General features: G+C 63.8%; 20 protein-coding genes. 16 read left to right on the plus strand and 4 right to left on the minus strand.

Features of this window, described 5'->3' with window-relative positions; genetic code table 11:
- Nucleotides 1-20: 20 nt before the first annotated feature.
- A complete protein-coding gene (locus ACT9T4_RS20000; RefSeq protein ID WP_499118618.1) occupies nucleotides 21-1,742 on the minus strand; it encodes an FAD-dependent oxidoreductase in 1,722 nt (573 codons plus the stop codon).
- 160 nt (nucleotides 1,743-1,902) lie between these two features.
- On the opposite strand from ACT9T4_RS20000, the gene ACT9T4_RS20005 reads away from it, so the two are divergent.
- Complete coding sequence (locus ACT9T4_RS20005) at nucleotides 1,903-3,669, plus strand: ABC transporter transmembrane domain-containing protein (protein ID WP_499118620.1); 1,767 nt, start codon at nucleotides 1,903-1,905, stop codon at nucleotides 3,667-3,669.
- Nucleotides 3,670-3,908: 239 nt separating this feature from the next.
- Here the strand turns inward: ACT9T4_RS20005 and folE are convergent, their stop codons facing one another.
- Together folE and gap are read right to left on the minus strand one after the other, a co-directional pair.
- On the minus strand, nucleotides 3,909-4,472 hold the full coding sequence (gene folE / locus ACT9T4_RS20010) for a GTP cyclohydrolase I FolE (RefSeq protein WP_042554082.1): 564 nt from the start codon (nucleotides 4,470-4,472) through the stop codon (nucleotides 3,909-3,911).
- A 187-nt stretch (nucleotides 4,473-4,659) separates the two neighbouring features.
- The gene (gene gap / locus ACT9T4_RS20015) at nucleotides 4,660-5,661 is read right to left on the minus strand and encodes a type I glyceraldehyde-3-phosphate dehydrogenase (RefSeq protein ID WP_042554083.1); all 1,002 of its coding nucleotides are present in this window, start codon (nucleotides 5,659-5,661) and stop codon (nucleotides 4,660-4,662) included.
- Between the two features lie 129 nt (nucleotides 5,662-5,790).
- Here gap and edd point away from each other — a divergent pair, with 129 nt between their 5' ends.
- From edd to ACT9T4_RS20065, 10 genes are all read left to right on the plus strand, one after another.
- Nucleotides 5,791-7,620: a phosphogluconate dehydratase gene (gene edd / locus ACT9T4_RS20020; protein WP_499118622.1), complete on the plus strand. Its 1,830-nt coding sequence runs from the start codon at nucleotides 5,791-5,793 to the stop codon at nucleotides 7,618-7,620.
- Nucleotides 7,617-8,582 carry a glucokinase gene (locus ACT9T4_RS20025; RefSeq protein ID WP_499118624.1) on the plus strand — a complete coding sequence of 322 codons (966 nt, stop codon included), beginning with the start codon at nucleotides 7,617-7,619 and terminating at the stop codon, nucleotides 8,580-8,582. The genes edd and ACT9T4_RS20025 overlap by 4 nt, the downstream gene beginning before the upstream one ends.
- A 53-nt stretch (nucleotides 8,583-8,635) precedes the next feature.
- Nucleotides 8,636-9,370, plus strand: a complete 735-nt coding sequence (locus ACT9T4_RS20030; protein WP_042554086.1) for a response regulator — start codon at nucleotides 8,636-8,638, stop codon at nucleotides 9,368-9,370.
- Nucleotides 9,360-10,817 (plus strand): ATP-binding protein, encoded by a 1,458-nt coding sequence (locus ACT9T4_RS20035; RefSeq protein ID WP_499118626.1) that lies wholly within the window; start codon nucleotides 9,360-9,362, stop codon nucleotides 10,815-10,817. The genes ACT9T4_RS20030 and ACT9T4_RS20035 overlap by 11 nt, the downstream gene beginning before the upstream one ends.
- 140 nt (nucleotides 10,818-10,957) lie before the next feature.
- On the plus strand, nucleotides 10,958-12,190 hold the full coding sequence (locus ACT9T4_RS20040; RefSeq protein WP_179538412.1) for a D-mannose isomerase: 1,233 nt from the start codon (nucleotides 10,958-10,960) through the stop codon (nucleotides 12,188-12,190).
- 113 nt (nucleotides 12,191-12,303) lie between these two features.
- Nucleotides 12,304-13,572, plus strand: a complete 1,269-nt coding sequence (locus ACT9T4_RS20045; protein WP_042554089.1) for an ABC transporter substrate-binding protein — start codon at nucleotides 12,304-12,306, stop codon at nucleotides 13,570-13,572.
- A gap of 275 nt (nucleotides 13,573-13,847) precedes the next feature.
- Nucleotides 13,848-14,756, plus strand: a complete 909-nt coding sequence (locus tag ACT9T4_RS20050; protein ID WP_042554090.1) for a carbohydrate ABC transporter permease — start codon at nucleotides 13,848-13,850, stop codon at nucleotides 14,754-14,756.
- Complete coding sequence (locus ACT9T4_RS20055; RefSeq protein ID WP_042554091.1) at nucleotides 14,749-15,579, plus strand: carbohydrate ABC transporter permease; 831 nt, start codon at nucleotides 14,749-14,751, stop codon at nucleotides 15,577-15,579. Before ACT9T4_RS20050 ends, ACT9T4_RS20055 begins: the two co-directional genes overlap by 8 nt.
- Before the next feature lie 29 nt (nucleotides 15,580-15,608).
- Nucleotides 15,609-16,757 (plus strand): ABC transporter ATP-binding protein, encoded by a 1,149-nt coding sequence (locus ACT9T4_RS20060; RefSeq protein WP_499118628.1) that lies wholly within the window; start codon nucleotides 15,609-15,611, stop codon nucleotides 16,755-16,757.
- Between the two features lie 93 nt (nucleotides 16,758-16,850).
- Entirely contained in the window at nucleotides 16,851-18,083 is a 1,233-nt protein-coding gene (locus ACT9T4_RS20065) for a maltoporin (RefSeq protein WP_042554093.1), read from the plus strand.
- A 258-nt stretch (nucleotides 18,084-18,341) separates the two neighbouring features.
- Here the strand turns inward: ACT9T4_RS20065 and ACT9T4_RS20070 are convergent, their stop codons facing one another.
- Nucleotides 18,342-19,202 (minus strand): MurR/RpiR family transcriptional regulator, encoded by an 861-nt coding sequence (locus ACT9T4_RS20070; protein WP_179540072.1) that lies wholly within the window; start codon nucleotides 19,200-19,202, stop codon nucleotides 18,342-18,344.
- A gap of 175 nt (nucleotides 19,203-19,377) precedes the next feature.
- Here ACT9T4_RS20070 and zwf point away from each other — a divergent pair, with 175 nt between their 5' ends.
- From zwf to ACT9T4_RS20095, 5 genes are all read left to right on the plus strand, one after another.
- On the plus strand, nucleotides 19,378-20,847 hold the full coding sequence (zwf, locus tag ACT9T4_RS20075; protein ID WP_499118631.1) for a glucose-6-phosphate dehydrogenase: 1,470 nt from the start codon (nucleotides 19,378-19,380) through the stop codon (nucleotides 20,845-20,847).
- On the plus strand, nucleotides 20,834-21,547 hold the full coding sequence (pgl, locus tag ACT9T4_RS20080; RefSeq protein ID WP_499118633.1) for a 6-phosphogluconolactonase: 714 nt from the start codon (nucleotides 20,834-20,836) through the stop codon (nucleotides 21,545-21,547). The genes zwf and pgl overlap by 14 nt, the downstream gene beginning before the upstream one ends.
- 19 nt (nucleotides 21,548-21,566) lie before the next feature.
- The gene (locus ACT9T4_RS20085; protein WP_042554097.1) at nucleotides 21,567-22,235 is read left to right on the plus strand and encodes a bifunctional 4-hydroxy-2-oxoglutarate aldolase/2-dehydro-3-deoxy-phosphogluconate aldolase; all 669 of its coding nucleotides are present in this window, start codon (nucleotides 21,567-21,569) and stop codon (nucleotides 22,233-22,235) included.
- 52 nt (nucleotides 22,236-22,287) lie between these two features.
- Entirely contained in the window at nucleotides 22,288-23,913 is a 1,626-nt protein-coding gene (locus tag ACT9T4_RS20090; RefSeq protein WP_499118635.1) for an NADP-dependent glyceraldehyde-3-phosphate dehydrogenase, read from the plus strand.
- A gap of 73 nt (nucleotides 23,914-23,986) precedes the next feature.
- On the plus strand, nucleotides 23,987-24,805 hold the full coding sequence (locus ACT9T4_RS20095; RefSeq protein ID WP_499118636.1) for a shikimate 5-dehydrogenase: 819 nt from the start codon (nucleotides 23,987-23,989) through the stop codon (nucleotides 24,803-24,805).
- Nucleotides 24,806-25,077: the final 272 nt, after the last annotated feature.

Raw genomic sequence — 25,077 nt, forward strand, 5'->3', positions numbered from 1 at the left:
CTCCTGATGACAACGGGTGACTATTCGTAGGCGTCGATGCCCGCCGCGTGGCGCGCGGCGAGGTAGCCAAAGGTGAGGGCGGGCCCCAGGTTGATACCGCCGGAGGGGTAGTGGCCGCCGAACACGCTGGCCATGTCCGCGCCAGCGGCGTACATGCCGCTGATTGGCAGGCCTTCGACATCGAGTACGCGGGCCGATGCGTCGGTCTTCAGGCCGGCGAACGTGCCGAAGCAGCCAGGCTCTACTTTGACTGCATAGAAGGGGCCCTGTTCGATCGGCGCGACGCAGGGGTTGGGCCCCGGATGCAACGGATCGCCCTGTTTCCGGTTGAACGCGGTGCTGCCGCGGCCGAACTCGGGATCGTCGCCCGCCCGCGCGTACTGATTGAAGGTCGCCACCGTGGTCGCCAGGGCAACCGGATCGATACCGCATTGCAGTGCCAGTCGTTCTACGCTGGCAGCGCGCTGCAGGTAGCCACTGCGCAGTGCCGACCACAGCGGCACGGGAGCCGGGCGGGCGAAGCCCAGGCCATAGCGACGCTGGAAGCGATGGTCGCAGATCAGCCAGGAACAGACTTCCTGTCCATCCGGCACCTGCTCGACCATGGCCGAAACGTAGTCGTAGTAACCGTGGGCCTCGTTGACGAAACGCTTGCCGTTGGCCAGTACGCCGATGATGCCCGGCTTGCCACGCTCGATGATGTGCGGGAAGTGGCCGCTGCTGCCGTCGCGGCGCGGCACTCTGGAAACCGGCGCCCAGGCCACGGGCGACTTCAGCCGGGTGTCGACCTGAGCGCCTAGCGCCTCACCGAGGCGCAGCCCGTCGCCCGAGCAGGAGGTGGGTGGCAGCGCCAGGTTGTCCCGGCCGCTGGCATCGCGGGGAAACAGCTGCCGGCGACGCAGTGGATCGTTGGGGAAGCCGCCAGCGGCGAGAATCACTGCGCGGGCGCTGATGAAATGCTCGCCATCCTTGTGCCGGATCGTCACGCCGTTGACGTGACCGTCCTGCCGATGCAGGCGAACCACGGGCGCCGATTCGATCATCGTCACGCCCAGATCAGTGGCAGAGCGTGCCAGCCGTGCGACCAGCGCCACACCGTTGACCAGATGCATGGCGCGGCCGTAGCGGGCCAGGTGGTAGAGGTGAGTGCTGAAGCGACGAACCACGTGCCACAGGGACTTCGGTGAGCGGGTCATGCTGAGGAAAGCCGCTAGATCGGCTCCGGCCATGATCGGCATGCCCATGAACGAGGTCTCCCGCATGGTCCTGCGCAGGCGCGGTAACAGGTCGAGCACTTCGTGGGCATCATAGGGGGCGGCGATCACCTGATGGCCACCCGTGGCGGCCCCCGGCGTATCACCATGCATATCCGGGATGGCGTTGCCGTCGGCGAACTGCAAGGCCGTGTGTCGTTCGAAGAACGCCACCATATGCGGGCAGGCTTCGAGAAAGGCCGCGACGCGCTGGCCATCGAAGTGCTCGCCAAGTTCGTGGCGCAGGTACGTGAGCGGCTGCTCGATGTCTTCCTCAATGCCCGCCCGGCGTGCCAGCGGGTTGCGCGGTACCCAGGCCCAGCCACCGGACCAGGCGGTGGCGCCGCCGAGAACAGCGTCCTTCTCCACCAGCACCACCTTCTGGCCGTGCCAGGCGGCGGTCACTGCGGCAGCTAGCCCGGCGGCGCCGGAGCCGACCACCAGCAGGTCGCATTGTTGGGGGAGCGGGGTGGGAGGAACGGCGGGCATGAAGGGCTCCTGACGGCTTATGATTATTTTTGGAATCGAGTTCCATATATTAATTTCAACCGGGCGCTGTCGCCAAGAACGCTCCCCGCGCTTGATGTTTACCCCGCACGGCCCCATCTGATGGGCTAGAGCCCTTCTGCCATCAGCCTTCGAGCCTGCCATGAACCTGTTTTTGTCTTCCCGCCAGCGCGAGGCCCTGCGCATGTCGTGGGCGTTTATCGCCCCCTATCGTGGGCGCGTGGCCGGTGCGCTGCTGGCGCTGCTGTTTACCGCAGCGATTACCCTGTCCATGGGGCAGGGCATCAAACTGCTGGTGGATCAGGGCCTGGCCACGCAATCGCCGCAAGCGCTGCGCCATTCGATTCTGCTGTTCTTCGTGCTGGTGCTGGCCCTGGCGGTCGGTACCTACACCCGGTTCTATCTGGTGTCCTGGCTTGGTGAGCGGGTGGTGGCGGACATTCGCAAGCGGGTATTCGACCATCTGGTCGGGCTGCACCCGGGCTTCTACGCGCACAATCGCAGCTCGGAGATCCAGTCGCGACTGACCGCCGATACCACGCTGCTGCAATCGGTGATCGGTTCTTCCCTGTCGATGGCCTTGCGCAACCTGATCATGCTGGTTGGCGGCATGATCCTGCTGGTGGTCACCAACCCCAAGTTGAGCGCCATCGTGCTGGCTGCCTTGCCGCTGGTGGTGGCACCGATCCTGCTGTTCGGCCGCCGCGTACGGGAGCTGTCGCGGCTCAGTCAGGACCGCATCGCCGATGTTGGCAGTTACGTCAGCGAAGTGCTCGGGCAGATCAAGACGGTACAGGCTTACAACCACCAGGCCGAGGACCGTCGCCGCTTCGGCCTGTCCGCCGAGGCTGCGTTCGATACGGCGCGCAAGCGCGTCGCCCAGCGTGCCTGGCTGATTACCGTGGTGATCGTGCTGGTGCTTGGCGCCGTTGGCGTGATGCTCTGGGTCGGCGGCATGGACGTGATCGCCGGGCGCATCAGCGGCGGTGAGCTGGCTGCGTTCGTGTTCTACAGCCTGATCGTCGGCTCCTCGTTCGGCACCCTTAGCGAAGTGATCGGCGAGTTGCAGCGCGCGGCCGGCGCCGCCGAGCGTATCAGCGAATTGCTGCGCGCGCGCAACGAGATCCATGCGCCGCTCGAGGGTGCGCTGCTGCCGACCCAGCCCGTGCAAGGGCGCATCGAGGTCCAGGGGCTGTCGTTCGCCTATCCGACCCGCCCGGAAAGCCTCGCGCTGCAGGGTATCGATCTGACGGTGGTGCCCGGTGAAACCCTGGCCATCGTCGGTCCGTCCGGGGCGGGCAAGTCGACGCTGTTCGATCTGCTGCTGCGCTTCTACGACCCGCAGCAGGGGCGAATCCTCATCGACGGCCTGCCGATCGATCGGCTCGACCCGCACGCCCTTCGCGAGAACTTCGCGCTGGTCTCCCAGCACCCGGCGCTGTTCTTCGGCAGCGTGGAAGACAACATCCGCTACGGGCGCCTGGATGCCAGCAGCGCCGAAGTGGAAGCCGCTGCCCGTGCGGCCCATGCCCATGAGTTCATCGAGCGATTGCCGCAGGGCTATCAGACCCATCTGGGCGATGCCGGGCTGGGCCTTTCAGGTGGCCAGCGTCAGCGCCTGGCCATTGCCCGTGCGTTGCTGGTGGATGCGCCGATCCTGCTGCTGGACGAAGCCACCAGTGCCCTCGATGCCGAGAGCGAACACCTGATCCAGCAGGCACTGCCCGAACTGATGCGTGGCCGCACCACCCTGGTGATCGCCCACCGCCTGGCGACGGTGAAGAGCGCGGACCGCATCGCCGTGTTCGATCAGGGACAATTGGTTGCCTTGGGCAAGCACGCCGAACTGGTCGCCGGCAACCCGCTTTACGCGCGGCTGGCCGAGTTGCAATTCGTGGAGAAAACCTGAGGCGGGTATCAGGAGCGGCGCGAGTCGGTTTATCGGCGATTGGTGGTCATACCGTAACAGTGCGCAATGACCACCACCGTTTCGCGCCGGGGGCGACGCTCCTACGGAAGCAGCTCTCTCCCCATTCGTAGGAGCCGCGACCCCGCGGCGAATGGTACAGGCGGCGCCGATATCGCGGTGACGCCAGCATCGTTTCGCACCGGGGCGACGTTTCTACAGTAAGCGCTGAGTGCTCGGTTTCAGCTATTGACCAGGCTGAGGAACTCGCTGCGGGTCGCGGCGTTTTCGCGGAACTCGCCGAGCATCACCGAGGTGACCATGGAGGAGTTCTGCTTCTCCACGCCGCGCATCATCATGCACATGTGCTTCGCTTCGATGACCACAGCCACGCCAAGGGCGCCGGTGACCTGCTGGATCGCCTCGGCGATCTGCCGGCTCAGGCTTTCCTGGATCTGCAGGCGACGGGCATACATGTCGACGATGCGCGCCACCTTGGAGAGGCCCAGCACCTTGCCATTGGGGATGTAGGCAACATGGGCCTTGCCGATGAAGGGCAGCAGGTGATGCTCGCAGAGTGAATACAGCTCGATGTTCTTCACCACCACCATCTCGCTGGCGTCGGAGCTGAACAACGCACCGTTGGTGACTTCTTCCAGAGTCTTCTCATAGCCGTTGCAGAGGTACTGCATGGCCTTGGCGGCGCGCTTGGGCGTGTCGAGCAGGCCTTCGCGGGAGACGTCTTCACCCAGTTGGCCGAGGATCGCGGTGTAATGCTGTTCGAGAGTGTTACGGCTAGAGTCCATGCGGCTTCCAGTGATGTTCGGATGACAATGTACCTGCTGCCTGCCGGCCCGGCTGGCGACGCCGACCAGAGCGGTCTGGCGTCAATGGCCGGCATTGAGGTTCAAGCGGGCGGCAATTGTAATCCGCTCACGGCGATTTACCGAGCGTAATCGGCTTCGATGCCTCGCCGCACTGGTGGGCGGTGACTCATTTGGCTGCGTGAGCCGCCAGGCAGGTGTCGAGCATGCGGTTGGAGAAGCCCCACTCGTTGTCGTACCAGGCCAGTACCTTGACCAGCCGGCCGTTCACCTTGGTGTGGTTGGCGTCGAAGATCGACGACAGTGGATTGTGGTTGAAGTCGCAGGACACCAGCGGCAGTTCGTTGTAACCCAGCACGTTCGATTGCTGGCTGGCGGCGCGCAACAGAGCATTGATCTCCTCGGCGCTGGTGTCGCGCTGCACCTGCACGGTGAGGTCGACCAGCGACACGTTGATCACCGGTACCCGCACCGCCATGCCGGTCAGGCGGCCCGCCAGCTCCGGCAGCACCAGGCCGACGGCTTCGGCTGCACCGGTCTTGGTGGGAATCATCGACTGGGTGGCCGAGCGCGCGCGGAATGGGTCGCTGTGGTAGACGTCGGAGAGGTTCTGGTCGTTGGTGTAGGCATGAATGGTGGTCATCAGCCCGCTCTCGATACCCAGCTCGCGCTGCAGCACCTGGGCGACCGGCGCCAGGCAGTTGGTGGTGCAGGAGGCATTGGAGATGATCTGATGACTGGCGCGCAGGCTGTCGTGGTTGACGCCGTAGACCACCGTGGCGTCAGCGCCCTTGGCGGGGGCGGAGATGATCACCTTGCGAGCGCCTGCAGTCAGGTGTGCAGCAGCCTTGTCGCGGTCGGTGAACAGACCGGTACACTCGAAGACCACGTCGACGGCAAGGTCTTTCCAGGGCAGATCCGCCGGGTTGCGGATGGCGCTGACGGCAATGCGATCGCCATTGATGATCAGGTTCTGGCCGTCGACCTCGACGGACGCATCGAAAATGCCGTGTACGCTGTCGTATTTGAGAAGGTGCGCATTGATTGCACTGTCACCCAGATCGTTGATCGCGACGACTTGCAGGTTTTCGCGGTAGCTCTGGGTATAGAGTGCACGCAGAACGTTACGGCCGATGCGGCCGAAACCATTGATGGCAATTCGCAGTGTCATGAGCGCTGATCCTTATATGTTGTTTTAAAAACAAGATTATTCTCATGAAAGTAGAAATCAAGCGTTTTAGCTGTCAGTATTTTGATAAAAATACAATTCGAATTGCTACCTGTTAGCCTGGAGTACACCATGCATCCCCGCATCCTCGAGGTAACCGACCGCCTGATCGCCCGCAGCCGCGCAACCCGCGAGCGCTACCTGGCGCAGATGGCCGCCGCCGACAGTGACGGTCCGCACCGTGGCGCATTGCAATGCGCCAACTTCGCCCACGGCGTTGCCGGCTGTGGTTCCACTGAAGACAAGCAGCGGTTGCGGCTGATGAACGAGGCCAACGTCGGCATCGTCACCGCCTACAACGACATGCTTTCCGCCCATCAGCCCTACGAACACTATCCCGAACTGATCAAGCAGGCGCTGCGCGCGGTGGGCTCGGTCGGCCAGGTGGCGGGCGGTGTGCCGGCCATGTGCGACGGGGTCACCCAGGGCGAACCGGGCATGGAACTGAGCCTGGCAAGCCGCGAGGTGATCGCCATGTCCACCGCCGTGGCGCTGTCGCACAACATGTTCGATGCGGCGATGCTGCTGGGCATCTGCGACAAGATCGTCCCGGGGCTGATGATCGGCGCCCTGCGTTTCGGCCACCTGCCGATGATCTTCGTGCCGGGCGGGCCGATGCCCTCGGGCATCCCCAACAAGGAAAAGGCCGAAGTCCGCCAGCTCTACGCCGAAGGCAAGGCGACCCGCGAAGAGCTGCTGGAATCGGAGATGAAGTCCTATCACAGCCCCGGCACCTGCACCTTTTATGGCACCGCCAACACCAATCAGGTAGTGATGGAAATCATGGGCCTGCACCTGCCAGGCTCGTCCTTCGTCAACCCGTACACGCCGCTGCGTGACGCGCTGACCGCCGAGGCCGCGCATCAGGTGGTGCGCCTGACCCGGCAGGGCGGCGAGTACACACCGCTGTGCCGGATCATCGACGAGAAGGCCATCGTCAACTCGGTGGTGGCGCTCAACGCCACCGGTGGCTCGACCAATCACACCCTGCACATTCCAGCCTTCGCCCGTGCCGCCGGCATTCAGTTGACCTGGCAGGACATGGCCGACCTGTCCGCGATCACCCCGACACTGGCCAAGGTCTACCCCAACGGCCAGGCCGACGTGAATCACTTCCACGCCTGCGGCGGTGTGCCCTTCATGGTGCGCACGCTGCTCGATGCCGGGCTGCTGCACGAAGATGTCTACACCGTCGCCGGCCATGGCCTGTCGCGTTACACCCAGGAGCCGTTCCTCGGTGACAACGGCCTGGTCTGGCGGCAGGGCCCGGAGCAGAGTCTGGATCGCAATATTCTGCGTGGCGTGCCGGAAGCGTTCTCGCCGGAAGGCGGGCTGCGCGTGCTCAAGGGTAACCTTGGCAATGGTGTGGCCAAGGTCTCGGCAGTGGCACCGGAACATCAGGTGGTCGAAGCCCCGGCGCGGGTATTCGAGACCCAGGTGGACCTCGCCGAAGCCTTCAAGGCGGGTGAGCTGGAGCGCGATTTCGTCGCGGTGGTGCGCTTCCAGGGCCCCAAGGCCAACGGCATGCCCGAGTTGCACAAGCTCACCCCTTATCTGGGCATCCTTCAGGATCGTGGCTTCAAGGTGGCGCTGGTTACCGACGGGCGCATGTCCGGTGCGTCCGGCAAGGTGCCGGCGGCCATTCATGTCAGCCCGGAAGCCTGGGATGGCGGGGCCTTGGCCCGGGTGCGCGACGGTGACGTGATTCGCGTCGATGGCGTGGAGGGCCGCCTGCAGATTCTGGTCGACGAGATCGAATGGGCGGCCCGCGATTCTGCGCCACGCCCGCAGGGCACGGGCATCGGTTGCGGCCGCGAGCTGTTCGCTTTCATGCGCGCCGCGTTCAGCCCGGCGGAAGAGGGCGCCAGTGCCTTCACCGCAGAACTGGACTCGCTGCGATGAGTCTGGCGCTGGTTGGCGACATTGGCGGCACCAACGCGCGCTTCGCCCTGTGGCGTGACGAACGCCTGGAGTCGGTGCGTGTATCGGCGACTGCCGATCACGTTACCGTCGAGCAGGCTATCCAGGCCTACATGGCGGCCGAGGGCCTGGCGCTCGGTGAGGTGGAGACCATCTGCCTGGCGTGTGCCGGCCCCGTCGAGGTCGACCCCTTTCGCTTCACCAACAACCCGTGGCGCATCGACCGGGCGACGTTTCGTGCCGAACTGCAGGTCCGCGAGCTGCTGCTGATCAACGATTTCTCCGCCATGGCGCTGGGCATGACTCGCCTGCAGGCCGATGAATACATCACCGTCTGCCCAGGCGCGGCGCAGCCGCAGCGTCCGGCCGTGGTGATCGGCGCCGGAACCGGCCTTGGCGTAGGCACGTTGCTGGCGCTGCCGGATGGCAGCTGGCACGCGCTACCGGGCGAGGGCGGGCATGTCGATCTGCCGGTGGGCAGTGCCCGCGAGGCGCTGATCTGGCAGGCGCTGCATCGTCAGCTCGGGCATGTCAGCGCCGAGGCCGGTGCGCTCAGTGGCAATGGGCTGCTGGCGCTGTACCGTGCGGCTTGCGCGGTAGACGGTCAGCCCGCAGCGCTGCTGAGTGCGGCCCAGGTGACTCGCGCCGCGCTGGAGGGGGAGCCGCTGGCGGTCAATGTGCTGGAGCTGTTCTGCTGCCTGCTCGGTCGCGTCGCCGGCAACAACGTGCTGACGCTGGGCGCCCGTGGCGGTGTATTCATCGCTGGCGGCATGGTGCCGCGTTTCGCCGACTTCTTCATGGCCAGCGGTTTCTCCCGCAGCTTTCGAGACAAAGGCTGCATGAGCGATTATTTCGATGGCCTGCCCGTCTGGCTGGTGACTGCCGAATACCCCGGCCTGGTGGGTGCAGGGGTGGCTGCACAACAACACCTTCTACGGAGTTAGCGGACAAATAGCGTGTCCAAGCGTCGCCGATAACAACAATAAGGATTATCGATGTGAGCCCAACTGGAAAATCCATCCTGCTGGTCGACGACGACCAGGATATTCGTGAACTGCTGCAAACCTACCTGGGGCGTGCCGGCCTGCAGGTGAACGCCGTGGCGGATGGCGCCAGCTTTCGCCAGGCGCTGTGCGAAGGCGGCGCGGATCTGGTGATTCTCGACGTCATGCTGCCCGACGAAGACGGCTTCAGTCTGTGCCGCTGGACACGCGGTCATCAGCGTTTCGCCCAGGTGCCGATCATCATGCTGACGGCCAGTTCCGACGAGACCGACCGGGTGATCGGTCTCGAGCTGGGCGCCGACGATTACCTCGGCAAACCCTTCAGCCCCCGTGAACTGCTGGCGCGTATCAAGGCGCTGCTGCGCCGCGTGCACTTTTCTCAGGAGCGTGGCGCGGACGTGCTGGCCTTCGATGAATGGCGCCTGGACATGGTCAGCCATCGGCTGTTCCACCTCGATGGCGAGGAAGTGCTGCTGTCCGGCGCCGACTTCGCACTGCTCAAGCTGTTTCTCGATCACCCGCAGCAGATCCTCGACCGTGACACCATCGGCAACGCCACTCGCGGTCGCGAGATGATGCCGCTGGAGCGCATCGTCGACATGGCCGTGAGCCGCCTGCGCCAGCGCCTGCGTGACACCGACAAACCGCCGCGCCTGATCCGTACCGTGCGCGGTAGCGGTTACCAGTTGGCCGCCGCCGTTACCGCCCAGGCCGGCCATGCGCGTTGACTGGCGTCGGCTGTTGCCGATTCCGCGATCGCTGCTGGGGCGAATGCTGTTGCTGACCCTGCTCTCGGTGCTGGTCGCCCAGGCATTGTCCAGCGCCATCTGGCTGTCGCAGTTGCGCGCCACGCAGCTCGAAGGGCTGGTGACCACGGCACGCAGTCTGGCCCATTCGATGTCGGCCAGCGTGCGTTACTTCCGCTCGCTGCCGGTCGCCTACCGGCCGATGGTCCTCGACCAATTGCGCAGCATGGGCGGCACGCGTTTCGTCGTCAGCCTCAACGATCGACCCCTGTCGATGCATCTGCTGCCGGTCACGCCGCGCAAGCAGGCGGTGATCCAGGCCGTGAGCGAGGTGCTGCGAGAGTCGCTGGGCAACAGCGCGGACATTTCCGTGACCTTCGTCAGCCCGGATGACTTGCGGATCTTCAACGGTGGCCTGAAGCTCGACGAGTTGCCGCGCTCCTGGGCGCATTACGCCCTGACCCTGGAACCGGTCAATCCACCGGTGCTGGTCACGCAGATCCAGCTGGCGCCCGGTGAGTGGTTGTATATCGCGTCGCTGCTGCCCGAACCCTACACCAGCCTGGAGGAGCCGGTACTGCCGACCCAGCAGCTGTGGTTCATCCTGCTCAGCAGCGGCTTTCTGCTCTTGTTCATCGGCATTCTGGTGCATTGGCAGAGTCGGCCGCTCAAGCGTCTGGCACGCGCCGCTCGGCATATGTCCCTGGGCGCCGACGTCGAGCCGGTGCTCGAGGGCGGCGGTCGTGAGGTGGTCGAGGTGGGCCGGGCGTTCAATGCCATGCGCGAGCGCATCAGCCGTTACCTGACCGAGCGCGCCCAACTCTTCAGCGCCATTTCCCATGATCTGCGTACACCGATCACGCGTTTGCGTCTGCGCGTCGAACTGCTCGACGACGAGACGTTGCAGACCAAGTTCGGCCGGGATCTGGACGAGCTGGAGCTGCTGGTCAAGGGTGCACTGCAGTGCGTGAAGGACACCGATATCCACGAAAACATCGAGCCCGTGGACCTCAACCTCCTGCTGCACTGCCTGGTCGAGCCTTGTCTGGCGCCAGCTGGCAACGGTCGGGTGACCTTGCATGGTGAAGCCAAGGCGGTGTATCCGGGCAAGCCCCTGGCCTTGCGGCGCTGCATTGGCAATCTGATCGACAACGCCCTCAAGTACGGCCACAAGGCTCATCTGCACGTCGAGGACGACGAGGGAGCCTACGTGCTGCATGTCGACGATGAAGGGCCCGGCGTTCCCGAGCAGCGCCTGGAGCAGGTCTTCGAGCCGCACTTCCGTCTGGCCGGGCAACAGCAGGGCTACGGCCTGGGGCTGGGTATCGCGCGCAATATCGCCCACAGTCATGGTGGCGAGGTGAGCCTGCAGAATCTGCGTGACGGCGGGCTGCGGGTGACGCTTCAGCTGCCACGGTCGCCGGATTGAATGTCACGAGATGGTGACGAAGCGACCGGGCTTCGTTACCTGAGGGATGCGCGGCCACCAGTAGACTCTTGCCATGAGCACCCGGGGATTGATGGTTACCCTGCGGTTCAAGCGTTGATCCTTTGCATGGAATAACAACAATGAAAACACCTGCACTGCCCTCCGACAGCTGGCTGGTCAAGCCAGCCCATCGTGCCTGGCTGAACGCCGAAGGCATGCGCCTGCTGCCGTTCGCCAGCACTTCTGGTGTCGCGCAGGGTTTCGCTGCGCTGGACGGCCAGGGGCGATTGCCCGCGGGAGCCAGCGCCGAGCTGATTCACACCACCCGCATGACCCACTGTTTCGCCCTGGCCCATATCCAGGGTATCCCCGGCTATGCCCATCTGGTCGATCACGGCATCGCCACGCTGCAGAGCGACCTGCGTGACGAGCAGGCTGGCGGCTGGTTCGCGGACGTCGGTCGCAAGGGCGACAAGTCCGCCTACCTGCATGCTTTCGTGGCCCTGGCCGCCAGCTCCGCGCAGGCTGCCGGCAGGCCCGGAGCCGAGGCGCTGCTGGCCGAGGCGATCGGCATCATCGAGCGGCATTTCTGGTGCGAGGAGGAGGGCGCGCTGCGCGAGAGCTTCAGTCGCGACTGGTCGCAGGAAGAAGCCTACCGCGGTGCCAACAGCAACATGCACGCCACCGAGGCGTTTCTCGCCCTCGCGGATGTCACCGGTGATGCCCTCTGGCTGCACCGCGCGCTGCGCATTGTCGAGCGTCTGATCCACCATCACGCGGCCTCCCGGGGCTATGTGGTGGTCGAGCATTTCGACCCGCAGTGGCAGGCCTTGCCCGAATACAACGTCGATAACCGTGCCGACCCGTTCCGACCCTATGGCAGCACGCCGGGGCACAGTTTCGAGTGGGCGCGCCTGCTCTTGCACCTCGAAGCGGCATTGGCCCGGGCCGGCCTAGACGCGCCCGACTGGCTGCTGGAGGATGCCCGCGGGCTGTTCGCCAGTGCCTGTCGCGATGCCTGGCATGCCGATGGCGCACCAGGGTTGGTCTACAGCCTCGACTGGCTGGGGCGCCCGGTGGTACGCGCGCGGCTGCACTGGGTGCAGGCCGAGGCCTGTGCCGCCGCCGCGGCCTTGCTGCGCCGCACGGGGGAGGCCATCTACGAGCAGTGGTATCGACGGTTCTGGGAGTTCGCCTCCAGCCATTTCATCGACCTGCAAAATGGCAGCTGGCACCACGAGCTCGACAGCGACAACCATCCGGCCTCCAGCATCTGGCCTGGTAAGCCCGATCTCTATCACGCCTACCAGGCCGTTCTGCTGCCACGCCTGCCGCTGGCGCCGAGCCTGGCTTCGGCATTGGCAGCCATGTAACCAGGTGGTGACATTCGCGCATCCCTTCGTTACCTGGCTGCCGGCAAAGCCTGATTACACTCCATGCAACGCAAGCGCCACGACTTGCTTCTAACAACAAGAAAGGTACTTCGATGAACGCGATCACCCGTCTCGCCACTGCCGTTTCTCTCGCCTCGCTATTCCCGCTCGCTGCTCTGGCAGCCGACTCCAAAGGTACGGTCGAAGTCGTGCACTGGTGGACCTCCGGCGGCGAGGCTGCGGCCGTGAAGGTTCTGCGTGAGCTGGTCGAGAAAGACGGCTACACCTGGAAGGACAGTGCCGTGGCCGGTGGCGCGGGTTCCGCCGCGATGACCGTGCTCAAGACCCGCGTGGTTTCCGGCAACCCGCCGGGCGCTGCGCAGATCAAGGGGCCGGATCTGCAGGAGTGGGGCGCGCTGGATCTGCTCGCGCCGCTGGACGACGTCGCCAAGGCCAACAACTGGGATGGCCTGCTGTCGAAAACCGTGTCCAACACCATGAAGTACGACGGCCACTATGTCGCCGTGCCGGTGAACATCCACCGCGTCAACTGGTTGTGGATCAACCCGCAAGTGTTCAAGAAGGCCGGCATCGACAAGGCGCCGACCACCCTCGACGAGCTGTATGCCGCTGGCGACAAGCTCAAGGCGGCCGGCTTCGTGCCCCTGGCCCACGGCGGGCAGCCGTGGCAGGACAGCACCGTGTTCGAAGGCCTGGTGCTTGGCATCATGGGTGCCGAGGGCTACCACAAGGCATTCGTCGAGAATGACGAGGCGACCCTCACCAGCCCGCAGATGACCGAAGTGTTCACCGCGCTGAAAAAGCTCTCCACCTACATGGATGACAACCGCGCCGGTCGTGACTGGAACCTGGCGACGGCCGAGCTCATCGACGGCAAGGCCGGGATGCAGATCATGGGTGACTGGGCCAAGAGCGAGTGGACGGCCGCTGGCAAGGTCGCAGGCAAGGACTACCAGTGTGTGCCGATGCCAGGCACTGCCGGCAGCTACACCTACAACATCGACTCCATGGCCATGTTCAAGCTCAAGAACGAGGGTGACATCGCTGCCCAGCACGCCCTGGCGCGCATCGCCCTGGAGCCCGAGTTCCAGTACGTGTTCAACGAGAACAAGGGTTCGATCCCGGTGCGTTCCGACCTCGACATGAGCAAGTTCGACAGCTGCGCCCAGGCTTCCATGAAGGATTTCCAGGCGGCCGACAAGAGCGGCAAGCTGGAGCCGAGCATGGCCCACAGCATGGCCACCAACCTGGCGGTGCAGGGGGCGATCTTCGATGTGGTCACCAACTTCATGAGTGACAAGAACGCCGACCCGAGCAAGGCCGGCGCGCAGATCAACGCGGCGATCAAATCCGCCCAGTAGGTTGATTTGGGCCGGTTAGCCGGCCCATTTCCTTAGAACCTGTTCATGACCTGCTGCGCGTCGGCCCTGCGGCGTTAAAAACAGACTCGGAATGCTCATTTACATCAGTAAAGTCGCCCGCGACTCCGACCGCTTCCTCGCCTGTTTTTGCCTTGCATTGCTCTAGCTCGCTAGATCGTGAACACGTTCTTATCAGCAAAGCCTCCTTCGACCAGGCCCTGGCCCAGTCGCAGGCGGCGTTCGACCCGAATTCATCTCCACACTGGTAATGCCCGATGAGTGTCACGACGGTAATCGGCAAGGCTTCACCCTTCGACGCGCTGCAGCGCTGGCTGCCCAAGCTGGTGCTGGCGCCGAGCATGTTGGTGGTGCTGGTCGGCTTCTACGGCTACATCCTCTGGACGCTGGTGCTGTCGTTCACCAATTCCAGCTTCATGCCCAGCTACAAGTGGGTCGGCCTGCAGCAGTACGTGCGGCTGATGGACAACGACCGCTGGTGGGTGGCAAGCAAGAACCTGATGGTGTTCGGCGGCATGTTCATCGGCATCAGCCTGGTCATCGGCGTGTTGTTGGCCGTGTTGCTCGATCAGCGCATTCGCCGCGAAGGCTTCATCCGCACCATCTACCTGTACCCCATGGCGCTGTCGATGATCGTCACCGGTACCGCCTGGAAATGGCTGCTCAACCCCGGCCTGGGGCTGGACAAGATGTTGCGCGACTGGGGCTGGGAAGGCTTTCGCCTGGACTGGCTGGTGGATCAGGATCGGGTCGTCTACTGCCTGGTGATCGCTGCCGTGTGGCAAGCCTCGGGGTTCGTCATGGCGTTGTTCCTGGCTGGGCTGCGCAGCGTCGATCAATCGATCATCCGTGCCGCTCAGGTGGACGGCGCAAGCCTGCCGACCATCTACCTGCGCATCGTCCTGCCGAGCCTGCGGCCGGTGTTCTTCAGTGCGGTGATGATCCTCGCGCACATCGCCATCAAGAGCTTCGACCTGGTGGCGGCGATGACCGCAGGCGGCCCTGGTTACTCGTCCGATCTGCCGGCGATGTTCATGTACAACTTCACCTTCAGCCGCGGCCAGATGGGCATCGGCTCGGCCAGCGCGATGATGATGCTCGGCGCGATCCTGGCGATTCTGGTGCCCTATCTCTACTCGGAACTGCGGGGCAAACGCCATGACTAGAGCCTTCAGCCCAAGCCGTGTGGCGATCTACGCCACCCTGTTGTTCGCCGCGGCGCTGTACCTGGTGCCGCTGATCGTGATGCTGCTGACCAGCTTCAAGACCCCCGAGGACGTGCGTGCCGGCAACCTGCTGTCCTGGCCCGATGCGTTCACCCTGATCGGTTGGGTCAAGGCCTGGGACGTGGTCGGCGGCTATTTCTGGAACTCGGTGAAGATCGCCGTACCGGCCGTGCTGATTTCCACGGCGGTCGGTGCCCTGAATGGTTACGTGCTGTCGATGTGGCGCTTTCGCGGCTCGCAGCTGTTCTTCGGGCTGCTGCTGTTCGGTTGCTTCCTGCCGTTCCAGACGGTGTTGCTGCCAGCCTCGTTCACCCTCGGCAAGTTCGGCCTGGCCAATACCACCACGGGCCTGGTGCTGATCCACGTGGTGTACGGCATCGCCTTCACCACGCTGTTCTTCCGCAACTTCTACGTCAGCGTGCCGGATGCGCTGGTCAAGGCGGCGCGCCTCGATGGCGCGGGCTTCTTCACCATCTTCGGCCGCATCCTGCTGCCCATGTCGCTGCCGATCATCATGGTCTGCCTGATCTGGCAGTTCACCCAGATCTGGAACGATTTCCTCTTTGGTGTGGTGTTCGCCAGTGGCGATTCCCAGCCGATCACCGTGGCCCTCAACAACCTGGTCAATACCAGCACCGGGGCCAAGGAATACAACGTGGACATGGCCGCGGCGATGATCGCCGGGCTACCGACCCTGCTGGTGTACATCGTGGCGGGCAAATATTTTCTGCGCGGCCTCACGGCCGGCGCGGTGAAGGGTTGAAAGCTGCGCTTTCACAAGTGGAGAAGTAAATGGCAACGCTCGAATTGCGCAACGTCAACAAGTCCTATGGCAGTGGCCTGACAGACACGCTCAAGAGCATCGACCTGAAGATCGATGCCGGGGAGTTCCTGATTCTGGTCGGCCCCTCGGGTTGCGGGAAATCCACCCTGATGAACTGCATCGCCGGGCTGGAGAGCATCAGCAACGGCGCGATCCTGGTCAATGACGCCGACATCAGCGGCATGAGCCCCAAGGATCGTGACATCGCCATGGTGTTCCAGTCCTACGCGCTGTATCCGACCATGAGCGTGCGCGACAACATCGCCTTCGGTCTGAAGATGCGCAAGATGGCCCCGGCGGCCATCGACGAGGAAGTGGCACGGGTCGCCAAGCTGCTGCAGATCGAGCATCTGCTCAAGCGCAAGCCGGGGCAGCTTTCCGGTGGCCAGCAGCAACGTGTGGCCATGGGCCGGGCGCTGGCGCGGCGGCCGAAGATCTACCTGTTCGACGAACCGCTGTCCAACCTCGACGCCAAGCTGCGGGTGGAGATGCGTACCGAAATCAAGCTGATGCACCAGCGCCTGAAGACCACCACGGTCTACGTCACCCACGACCAGATCGAGGCAATGACTCTCGGCGACAAGGTGGCGGTGATGAAGGAGGGCGTGATCCAGCAGTTCGGCACCCCGCAGCAGATCTACAACGACCCGTCCAACCTGTTCGTGGCCAGTTTCATCGGCTCGCCGCCCATGAACTTCGTGCCCGTGCAACTGCAGCGCCGTGCTGGCCAGGTGTGGGCAACGCTGACCTCGTCGGCCGGCAGCTGCGAACTGCCCCTCGGCCACCTGCCCGAGGGCACCGAGCAACGCACGCTGCTGCTCGGTATCCGCCCTGAACAGATTCAGCCGGCCAGTGCGCCCGGTCAGGCTGCGTCACTGCCTGCCGTGGTCGAGGTCACCGAGCCCACCGGGCCGGACACCCTGGTCTTCGTCAGCGTGAATGACGCCAAGCTGTGCTGCCGCCTGGCACCGGACCAGGCACCGGAGATCGGACAGCACGTCGAGTTGCAGATCGATGCCTCGCGGGTGCTGCTGTTCGATGCCGACAGCGGCGAGCGCGTACGCCCCGAAGCAGACATCGCTGCGCAGAGCAATGTCACCCAGTTAAAGAATCGTTGAAAAGGAGTCGGTCTCGCGAGTGCCGTCATGGCCTCGGTAGTCCTGATACCGGCAAGCGAAGCGGTAACAACAATAAAAACAGCAGGAGAGGGTATGAAACGATCAACGGGTTTCGGTCTGGCCATGGCGTTGGGTTCCCTGACGCTACCGGTCACGGGAATGGCGCTGGAGTTCACCGGCTACGTGCGCAGCGGTGCCGGTACTGCCGACGGCAACGGCCGACAGTCATGCTTCCAATTGCCGGGCGCGCGCTCCAAGTATCGCCTGGGTAACGAGTGCGAGCACTACGCCGAGCTGGATCTGCGTCAGGATCTGTTCAGCCTGGACGATGGCTCGGTGCTGAGCATCGAGGGCATGGCGCAACTCTTCAACGAGTATGGCCACACCCCTAAATTCACCGGCGATCGTGGCACCGCCCGGATGAACCAGATGTACGCCGAATGGAGCAACATGCCGGCGCTCAACGGTGGATCGCTGTGGGCAGGGCGCCGCTTCTACAAACGTAACGACATCCACATCTCCGACTTCTACTACTGGAACCAGAGCGCCACCGGTTTCGGTATCGACGAGATGAAGATCGGTGATTACAAGTACAGCTACGTGTTCTCGCGCAAGGACAGCTACGACCAGAAGGAATACATCAACCGCCACGACTTCAACGTCGGCGGTTTCGTGACCAACCCGGGCGGCGAGATCGAGGTGGGGGTCAGCTACGTCGACAAGCCATCTTCCGTCGAGGATGCGAACAGCGGCTGGGCAGTGACCGGGCAGCACGTGCAGAAGAACTTCCTTGGCCTGGGCGGTGACAACAAGCTGGCCCTGCAGTACGGCGAGGGGCCGGGCACCGGCCTTGGCTACACCGGCGATCCGACCCTGGATCGCAGTGCCAAGAGCTGGCGGGTGGTCGAATTCTTCGACTTCCAGGTGACCCCACGCCTGGGCGGACAGGTTCAGGCCGTCTACCAGAAGGACAAGCGTGACGATGGCGCCGATCAGGACTGGTGGTCGGTGGGCGGGCGTACCAGCTATGCCTTCACCCAGCAGTTCAAGCTGGTCGGCGAGATTGGCCATGATCAGGTGGATGCCTCCGGCGGCACCCGCAAACTGAGCAAGTTCACCGTCGCCCCGACCTGGTCGCCTGCCGGGCCCGGCTTCTTCGAACGTCCGGAAATTCGCCTGTACTACACCTACGCCACCTGGAACAAGGCAGCGCAGGAAGCGGCGAATCTGTTGGCGGAAGGCTCGGCACTGTCCGACACCGGCGCCTTCGGTAGCGCCCGCAACGGCTCCAACTTCGGGGTGCAGGTGGAGTACTGGTGGAAGTAAGGCCTCGAGCTGCAAGCGACAAGCCGCAAGTAAAAGCTGACTACGATTTCGCAGTCGCGCAGCGCTAGCTTGCAGGCTCGTGGGGTGGGTAGGCGCTGGTCGTTTTCATCGGGAACGACCAGATTCTTGTGCGCCCTGGCCCACCATTCGGTATCAGCGTCGACCGCGTGGTGGGTTATGCGGCGCTCTGGACTTGATGTGGGTTGGCGGTCGCGGTTTGGCGCCGCTTCACCCACCCTACGCATGGCGCCATGCCGCTCAGCCTTGCTCTTCGCTGGCCGGATAACGGCTGGCGTTGAGGCTTTCCTTGATCTTGCGCAGGTGCGGCTGGAAATCCGCACCGCGGCGCAGGGTCATGCCGGTTGCCAGTACGTCGAGCACGGTGAGCTGGATGATCCGCGAGGTCATCGGCATGTAGATGTCGGTGTCTTCGGGCAACGGGATATGTACGCTCAGGCTGCAGGCTTGTGCCAGCGGCGAGCCGGCGGCGGTGAGGCCGAGTACCGACGCGCCATTTTCCCGCGCCAGACGCGCCACCTCGACCAGTTCGCGGGTGCGGCCGGTATAGGAAATGATCACGAACAGATCGCCGGTATGGGCCACCGATGCCAGCATCCGCTGCATCAGCACATCGGCGTGGGCGGACACCGCGAGGTTGAAGCGGAAGAACTTGTGCTGTGCATCCAGCGCGACGGGCGCCGATGCGCCAAGGCCGAAGAAATGGATCTGCCGGGCCTGGATCAACAGGTCGACGGCGCGGCTGATCAGGTTCGGGTCGAGGCTCTGGCAGGCGCTGTCCAGCGAGGCGATGGCGCTGCCGAATATCTTGCGGGTGTAGGCCTCGGGGCCGTCGTCGGCTTCCACGGCGCGGCTGACGTAGGCCGCACCGCTGGCCAGGCTCTGCGCCAGCTGCATTTTCAGCTCGGGATAGCCGTTGACGCCGAACGAGCGGCAGAAGCGGTTCACCGTCGGTTCGCTGACCTGGGCGGCCTGGGCGAGGGCGGCGATGCTCAGGCGGGTGGCCTGCTGCGGATTGAGCAGTATCACTTCGGCGACCTTGCGTTCGGCCTTGTTCAGGCTGTCGAGGCGGCCCTGGATCTGCTCGAGGAGATTGCGCACGCGATCCATTTTTGTCCTTGTCTGATAAAACGCCGGTCAATCGTACGACCGCTGCTGTCTACTGGCTATCGAGATCTGCAGTCTATAAAAATGTTGTTTTTATTACTACATTTCCAGTTGCGAAGTTGGCGGTTAACCGCTATCAATAGGGTAACTTGATAGAAGAACAAAGATCATGTCCGTGATTCCCGTTGAACCTTGTACCTTCGCTCTGTTCGGCGCCCTGGGCGACCTTGCATTGCGCAAGTTGTTTCCTGCCCTCTATCAGCTCGATCGTGCCGGGCTGCTGCATGAGGATACCCATCTGCTTGCCCTGGCGCGCGAGGGCGGCGACCCCGCCACGCACCTGAGCGCCATCGACAGTCATCTGCGCCGCTACCTGCCTGCCAAGGAACTGGACGAGGCAGTGATGCAGCGTTTCCAGGCGCGCCTGCGTTACCTGAGCATGGAATTCCTGCCACCTGATGGGTACCCGCAGCTGGCCGAGGCGGTCGGTAGCGGGCGTCAGCTGATCGCCTATTTCGCCACGCCCGCGTCGGTGTATGGCGGTATCTGCGCCAACCTCGCCGCGGTCGGTCTGGCCGACGGCACACGGGTCGTGCTGGAGAAACCCATTGGCCACGATCTGGAATCGTCCCGCGCGGTCAACGATGCGGTGGCGGCGTACTTTCCGGAAACCCAGGTTTATCGGATCGACCATTATCTGGGCAAGGAGACGGTGCAGAACCTGATCGCGCTGCGCTTCGCCAACAGTCTGTTCGAGACCCAGTGGAACCAGAACCACATCACCCACGTGGAGATCACCGTGGCGGAGAAGGTCGGTATCGAAGGCCGCTGGGGCTATTTCGACAAGGCCGGGCAACTGCGCGACATGATCCAGAACCATCTGCTGCAGCTGCTCTGCCTGATCGCCATGGATCCGCCTGGCGATCTCTCTGCGGATGCCATCCGTGACGAGAAGGTCAAGGTGCTCAAGGCGCTCGAACCGATGAACGCCGAGCAGCTTTCCCGTCATGTGGTGCGTGGCCAGTACGTGGGCGGGACCAGCGATGGCAAGCCGGTGCCGGGCTATCTGGAGGAAGAGAACTCCAACGCCCATAGCGACACCGAAACCTTCGTTGCCCTGCGTGCCGACATCCGCAATTGGCGCTGGGCCGGGGTGCCGTTCTACCTGCGCACCGGCAAGCGCATGGCGCAGAAGCTTTCGCAGATCGTCATTCACTTCAAGGAGCCGCCGCACTACATCTTCGCTCCCGAGCAGCGGCAGTTGATCGGCAACAAGCTGATCATCCGTCTGCAGCCGGACGAGAGCATTTCCCTGCAGGTGATGACCAAGGACCAGGGGCTGGACAAGGGCATGCAGCTGCGCAGCGGTCCATTGCAGCTGAACTTCTCGGCAACCTATGGCAGTTCACGCATTCCCGATGCCTACGAACGGCTGCTGCTGGAGGTCATGCGTGGCAACCAGAACCTGTTCGTGCGCAAGGACGAAATCGAGCATGCCTGGCAGTGGTGCGATCAGTTGATCGCTGGCTGGAAGAAACTCGGTGACCCACCCAAACCGTACGTCGCCGGTAGCTGGGGACCGATGAGCTCCATCGCCCTGATCACTCGCGACGGGAGGGCCTGGTATGGCGATCTCTGACCTCGAATTCCCCGCGGGCGTCGTTGCCCGAAGCCACGACAATTCGCAGCACCTGGCTCAGGCTTTGGCTGATCGCGTGGCCGGCGCGCTGCGCGATGCCATCGACAGCCACGGCACCGCTACGCTGGTGGTGTCGGGCGGGCGCAGCCCGATCGCTTTCTTCAAGGCACTGGCGCAGCAACAGTTGTCCTGGGCCAAGGTGCTGGTAAGCCTGGCGGACGAACGCTGGGTGCCGGTCGCCCATGAAGACAGTAACGAGGCACTGGTGCGTCGGCATTTGCTTCAGGGGCCAGCCGCCGAAGCGCGACTGCTCGGCCTGTACCACAGCGCAGGTAGCCTCGAAGAGGCGGCGACGCTCACCGAACAGGCGTTGAACGACCTGCCTCCCATCGACGTACTGGTACTGGGCATGGGCACCGACGGGCATACCGCCTCGCTGTTCCCCAACAGCCCCAACCTCGATGAAGCGTTGCGGGGCGACGGCGAGCGCCGCTGCTTGCCGATGCTCGCCCCGGCGGTGCCACATCAGCGCTTGACCCTCACGCTGCCGTTGCTCAAGGCAGCTCGACTGCAACTGTTGTCGATCGAAGGAGAAGGGAAGTTGCGCGTGCTGGAGCAGGCGCTAGAACACCGTGATCACAAAAAAATGCCGATCAGCGCGTTTCTTGGCGCGCCTTTAGAAATTTACTGGTGCCCTTAGGCCAAAAGGATCAAACAACATGACACACGCCATCAGCCGCCCAGCCCCAACCATGGCTGAAAAGATCGCCAGCATCGACGCGCTCTGTGAGCGAGCGCGGATCATGCCGGTGATCACCATCGCCCGCGAGGAAGACATTCTGCCGCTGGCCGATGCCCTGGACGCCGGCGGCCTGCAGGTACTGGAAATCACCCTGCGCTCGGTGCACGGCCTGACTGCCATCCGCCGCCTGCGCGAAGAGCGCCCACATCTGTGCGTGGGGGCTGGCACGGTGCTGGATCGCCGCATGCTCGAGTCGGTGGAGGAGGCCGGCGCTCAGTTCATCGTCAGCCCTGGCTCTACCGACGAACTGCTGCGTGCTGCGCTGGACAGCCCGATACCGCTGCTGCCCGGTGTCGCCAGTGCCTCGGAAATCATGGTCGGTTACGCCCTTGGCTACCGTCGCTTCAAGCTGTTCCCCGCGGAAGTCTGTGGCGGCACCGCCGCGCTCAAGGCGCTCAGTGGCCCGTTCGGCGACATCCGCTTCTGCCCGACTGGCGGCGTCAGCCCCGACAACATGCAGCGTTACATGGCCCTGCCCAATGTGATGTGCGTTGGCGGCAGTTGGATGCTGGACAGCTCCGCGGGTTGGGACAAGGTTCGCCAGGCGAGCGCCGACGCCCTGGCGCTGCTGAACCGAGCCAACTGATCTCGTTATAGCCCGCGCCGTGGGGCCGGGCTCCCTCCGTCCAGGAGTTCTCATGTCCCGTCCCTTCGACCCCGCTGCGCTGTTTCCCCGTCTGCACGATATCCCTGAAGCCTACCGCCCCGACGCACCGGTCGAGCAGCGCGAATACCTGGTCGGCGGCGAGTTGCGCCTCTGGCAGGGGTCGCTGGCGCAGGTGCGTAGCCCGATCTATCTCGCCGAGGACGATGGCGAGCGCCAGGTGGTGCTCGGCAGTACGCCGCTGCTCGACGCCGATGCGGCCCTGGCCGCTCTGGACGCTGCCGTCGCCGCCTACGATCACGGCCAGGGGCAGTGGCCCAACCTGCGGGTCGCCGAGCGCATCGCCCATGTCGAAGCTTTTCTGGCTCGCATGCGTGAACAGCGCACGGCAGTGGTCAAGCTGCTGATGTGGGAGATCGGCAAGAACCTCAAGGACTCCGAAAAGGAGTTCGACCGTACCTGCGATTACATCGTCGATACCATCGGTGCGCTCAAGGAGCTGGATCGTCGTTCCAGCCGTTTCGAACTGGAGCAGGGCACCCTGGGGCAGATTCGCCGTGTGCCACTGGGTGTGGCGCTGTGCATGGGGCCGTACAACTACCCACTCAACGAAACCTTCACCACGCTGATTCCGGCGCTGATCATGGGCAACACCGTGGTCTTCAAACCGGCCAAGTTCGGCGTGCTGCTGATGCGCCCTTTGCTGGAGGCGTTTCGCGACAGCTTCCCACCCGGCGTGATCAACATCATCTACGGTCGCGGCCGCGAAACGGTCAGCGCCCTGATGGAGAGCGGCAAGGTCGACGTGTTCGCCTTCATCGGTACCCACAAGGGCGCCAGTGATCTGAAGAAATTGCACCCCAAGCCCCATCGCCTGCGCGCGGCACTGGGTCTGGACGCCAAGAATCCGGGCATCGTGTTGCCCGATGTCGACCTGGACAACGCGGTGAGCGAGGCGCTGACCGGTGCCCTGTCGTTCAACGGTCAGCGCTGCACGGCGCTGAAAATCCTTTTCGTTCACGAAGATGTGCTGCAGCCATTCCTCGAGAAATTCAGCGCCGGCCTGGCCAAACTCAAGCCCGGCATGCCCTGGGAAGCGGGCGTCGCGCTGACGCCACTGCCCGAGCCGGGCAAGGTGGAGTACCTGAAAGCGGTCATGGCCGATGCCATCGACAAGGGCGCCAGGATCATCAACCCGGGTGGCGGCGAGCACCGCGCGAGTTTCTTCTATCCGGCGTTGCTGTGCCCGGTAACGCCACAGATGCGCCTGTATGGCGAAGAGCAGTTCGGGCCCCTGGTGCCAGTGGTGCCATACCGGGATGTCGAGCAGGTGATCGATTACGTACTGCAGTCGGATTTCGGTCAGCAGTTGAGCCTGTTCGGTAACGATGCGCAGCAGATCGGCCGCCTGGTCGACGCTTTCGCCAACCAGGTCGGGCGCATCAACATCAATGCCCAGTGCCAGCGCGGCCCGGATACCTTTCCGTTCAACGGTCGCAAGGATTCCGCCGAGGGCACGCTGTCGGTGCATGATGCCCTGCGTACCTTCTCGATCCGCACCCTGGTGGCGACCCGCTTCACGGACGATAACAAGGCGCTGGTCAGCGAAGTGATCCGTCAGCGTTCATCGAATTTCCTGACCACCGATTACATTTTCTAAGCGCCTGTCCAATGTCTCGCGTGCCGGCAATAACGGCGCGTAGTGGACTTTTGACGGTTGCGAGGTTGTTTGCATGACTCTCAACATCAGCAAGGACACCCGCCTGTGCATGTCGCTTTCCGGGCGGCCGGGGAATTTCGGTACGCGCTTCCAGAACTATCTGTATCAGGAACTGCAGCTCGATTATCTGTACAAGGCGTTCACCACCACCGACCTGCCAGCTGCCATCGGCGGCATCCGCGCACTGGGCGTACGCGGTTGTGCGGTGTCCATGCCCTTCAAGGAAGCGTGCATCAGGCATCTGGACGCCTTGCACGAGTCGGCCGCGACCCTGCAGTCGGTCAATACCATCGTCGCAGACGACGGCCACCTGACGGGTTACAACACCGATTACAGCGCCGTGGTGCATCTGCTCGCGCAACACGGCGTACCCCCGAGCAGCCACTACGCGCTACGCGGCAGTGGTGGCATGGCCAAGGCGGTGGCTTGCGCATTGCGCGACAGCGGCTTCGGCGATGGCCATATCGTCGCCCGTAACGAAGCGGCGGGCAGGGCGCTGGCAGAGCAGTGCGGGGTGAGCTGGTGCGAGACACTGGACGAGAGACCGGCCGATCTGCTGGTCAACGTCACGCCGCTGGGCATGCGTGGCGCGGAGGCCGAGCAATTGGCCTTCGACGAGCGCGCCGTTGCCGCTGCCAAGTGGGTATTCGATGTGGTCGCCGTGCCGGTGGAAACCCCCTTGATTCGCCTGGCCCGCTCGCTGGGCAAACCGGTCATCACCGGTGGTGAGGTGATTGTCCTGCAGGCCGTCGAGCAGTTCGCCCTGTACACCGGCGTGCGCCCCGATACCGAGCTGATCGGCCGCGCTGCACGCTTCGCCCTGGCCGAATAACCGGCCAGTAGGGCGATACGGTGGTGGCCTTGCCGCTGAATCCGCGTTGCCCCGGCGATTCGCCCGCAAGCGGGCTCCTACGGTATTGGTGGTGTCTGCAAGATGGATGTTCGAGGCCGCGACGGTGTTGCCTCAGGTCCTGCAAATATCTGCAGATCCAGGCCTGTAGGAGCCCGCTTGCGGGCGATACGATTATGGCCTTGCCGCTGAATCTGCGTTGACCCGACGATTCGCCCGCAAGCGGGCTCCTACGGTATTGGGGGGTCTGCAAG

The organism is Pseudomonas sp. SZ40, from assembly GCF_052958135.1.